The organism is Porphyromonas sp. oral taxon 278 str. W7784 (assembly GCF_000467855.2).
Taxonomy (GTDB): Bacteria; Bacteroidota; Bacteroidia; order Bacteroidales; family Porphyromonadaceae; genus Porphyromonas.
The window spans coordinates 165,789-168,655 of the sequence record NZ_KI259230.1; the positions used below are offsets into that span (position 1 = coordinate 165,789).

General features: G+C 55.7%; 2 protein-coding genes. Both read right to left on the reverse strand.

Annotated features, from left to right (window positions below; genetic code table 11):
* Window positions 1-104: 104 nt before the first annotated feature.
* Window positions 105-1,142, reverse strand: coding sequence for a TonB-dependent siderophore receptor (locus HMPREF1556_RS08805; RefSeq protein WP_232299038.1), 1,038 nt, complete (start codon window positions 1,140-1,142; stop codon window positions 105-107).
* A 23-nt stretch (window positions 1,143-1,165) separates the two neighbouring features.
* Window positions 1,166-2,485: a TonB-dependent receptor gene (locus HMPREF1556_RS08810; RefSeq protein ID WP_021666918.1), complete on the reverse strand. Its 1,320-nt coding sequence runs from the start codon at window positions 2,483-2,485 to the stop codon at window positions 1,166-1,168.
* Window positions 2,486-2,867 lie beyond the last annotated feature (382 nt).

A 2,867-nucleotide genomic window follows, 5' to 3' on the forward strand; every position in this document is an offset into this window, starting at 1 on the left:
GTCGTCGAGACGACCCACAGTAGGTTTTATTTTGGGGCTGTCTAAGAGCTGTCCATCCCACCACTCAGGAGGGCGAGTGTCGGAACTGAAGGAGGGTGAATCGATCAGAGCTTGACGATCAGGCCGAGGGTGGGGAGGATGAGCTTGCTGTAGTAGTCGAGCTGACGAATCTGCTGACGCTCAGGATCAGTGGGGTGATCCATTACTCGCCCTGAGGTATCTCGGTTGGTGTAGACGGGGGCGCTGACGTAGCTACTCAGGTAGGCATTCTGTACGTCTAGGTAGAGGTTGAGCATCCAGCGCTTGAAGTAGAACTCCTTGTCCAGACGCAGGTCGAGCTGATGCTTGGCGGGCAGGCGTAGCGTATTGAACTGCGTGTAGTCGGGGTAGGCTCGATTGGTGACCGCCCAAGCTACCTTGTTCGTCGAGAGCTCCATATCAATCGGGGTGTAGGGCGCTCCACCGCTGTAGCGCCAGGAGGCGGAGAGATACCAGCTCTTGCCCATACGGTAGCTGATCAGCAGGTTGAGCATCTGTCTCGTATCCCAGGAGGAAGGGCGGTAGATACCGGTCTTGTCGGTGAATTCGCTTCGGAATAGCGTGTAGGTAGCTGTCGCTGAGAACTGATGCCAAGGCATGAGGCGAGCCACGACTTCGACCCCATAGGCACGCCCCTGCCCTGTGGATAGCACCGCCTCGGCTCCCACCTGCCCGTACTCCGTCCCCTTGCTCGCTAGACTGATACCCTCTGCCTCGGAGATTGGGTAAGCGCTATAGGACTTGTAGAATCCTTCAGCCGAGAAGCGCAGATACTCCCCTGGGTGGTACTCGGCGCCGAGCACGGCTTGGTTTGACATGATGTACCGTAGGCGTGGCTTGTTGGGGTAGGTCCCGTCGGGGGCACGGTAGCCCATGCTCGTGTAGGAGGGCTGCATGGCGTAGCGTCCGAAGTTAGCATTCAGGTCGATGTCGTCGGTGAGGGCGAACGAAGCTGAAAATCTAGGAGAGAGCTGAGGCAAGGGATTGCTCATGGCTGAGTTGAGCGTATTACCCACGAGGTTGACTCCGAGGGCCAGCTTGAGTCGCTTGTCTAGGTATTCGTCGGAGGCTTGAGCGAAGGCCGAGTAGGCTAGTAGCCTGATATGTGCGTCGTAGGAGAGCGGTACTACTGTCCCGACCGATAGGTGAGTCGCTCGTCTCGATTGCGGTAGTCTGCGTAGCGTAGCCCTGCACCGAAGCTGAGCTTGAAGGGTAGGGTGGTGTACACACGCTCATAGCGTAGTTTGCTCTCCGTCTCATCGGATTGATATTCGGAGAGCTTGGGCAGAGCGGTATCGTTGTTCTGATGCTTCACGCTGCTATTGCGTAGCATGTTACGACTCAGCACCCAGCTATCCACGTGCCCCGACCCGTAGTGCTTGTACACGGCGCCCACGGTGTAGTTCCACTGCTTGTACTGGGGGAGGTAGCTCAGGATGTAGCGCTGTACCTCGGTGCCGGTGGTCTGTAGTTGGGTGTTCAGGCTCATGTTGTCGATGGCTCCGATGCCCAGGATCGTGAGCTCATTGTGCGCATTGAATCGGTGCTTGTACTTGAGTTGGAAGTCGTTGTAGGTGGGTAGGAAGGGGAGCTTGATCGCTTTGAATAGCCACTGAAGATAGGACTGGCGAGCCGAAGCGATGAAGGAGGACTTCTTCCCCAGAGGCCCCTCTATGGTGATAGCGGCGTCAGAGGCGCCCACTGATGCCTTGAGGTGCATGTGGTCGGCATCGCCATCCCGCTGCTTGATCTCCATCACCGAGCTAAGGGCATTGGTCCGACTTGCTGGGAAAGCACCCGAGTAGAAGCTGATCTCTCGGACGAAGTCGGGGTTGATCATCCCGACGACACCACCGGACGCTCCCTGGGTAGAGAAGTGGTTGATCACGGGGATCTCTATCCCATCTAGGTAGAAGACATTCTCCGAAGGTCCCCCGCCTCGCACGATGAGGTCATTGCGATTCGGGTCGGTAGCTCCGACGCCAGGTAGCGTCTGTACGAGCTTGGAGATATCTCTATTGGCACCAGCGCTCTTCTCGATCTGCTTGATACCAAGGGTCTGTAGCGAGAGGGGGCTTTCTGCCCGCTTGAGACGCATCTTAGGGCGGACGACGACCTCTGCTATGTTGGTGGATTCTTCCTCGATACCGATGTCGATGAAGCTGGTCTGATTGCCCACCACTTGCACTTCGGCCGAAGTAGTCGTCTCATAGCCGAGCATCGTGACGATGAGGCGAACGAAGCCAGGCTTCACGCCCGAGATGACAAAGCGTCCTTCGACGTCTGTCCTGGCGCCCAGGCTGGTCCCTTGTACTCGTACGGTAGCTAATGCTAGTGGGTCATTGCTCTTCGTACTATAGACTTGACCCTTGACTGTCCCTTGTTGGGCGAAGAGCGTGGTCACAGAGAGTAGGAGTACCAGCAGGCTGTAATAAAGCTTTGTCATTTAAATGAATTGAGGCGTAAAACCTTCAGTGAATCAATCGGAATGTAAAAAACATCACAGGCTCAAAGGTAGTCAAGTTTTCGGCAACACCACCGCTAGGAAAAGATCGAACCTGCTGAGCCCTAAGCGCTTCTACCTACACAGCCCTTTTGTGAACTTGAGGCGCTAAGCAGGGAGGAAGAGTGCAAGGAGATTAGATGCTCTTCTACGGACAAAGTAGACCTCCCTCTGAGGCCGAAAAATTCACTTTATTGGGGCTCTTCCTAACGGAGTCGTAAGGCCTCGAAAGAAGGGGAGGCTCTATGCGTGGAAAGGGGGAAGAATAATTGGCTCAAAAGGAGATCCTCGGAAGGGGGCAAAAAGGGATCTACGGTAGGTCGTC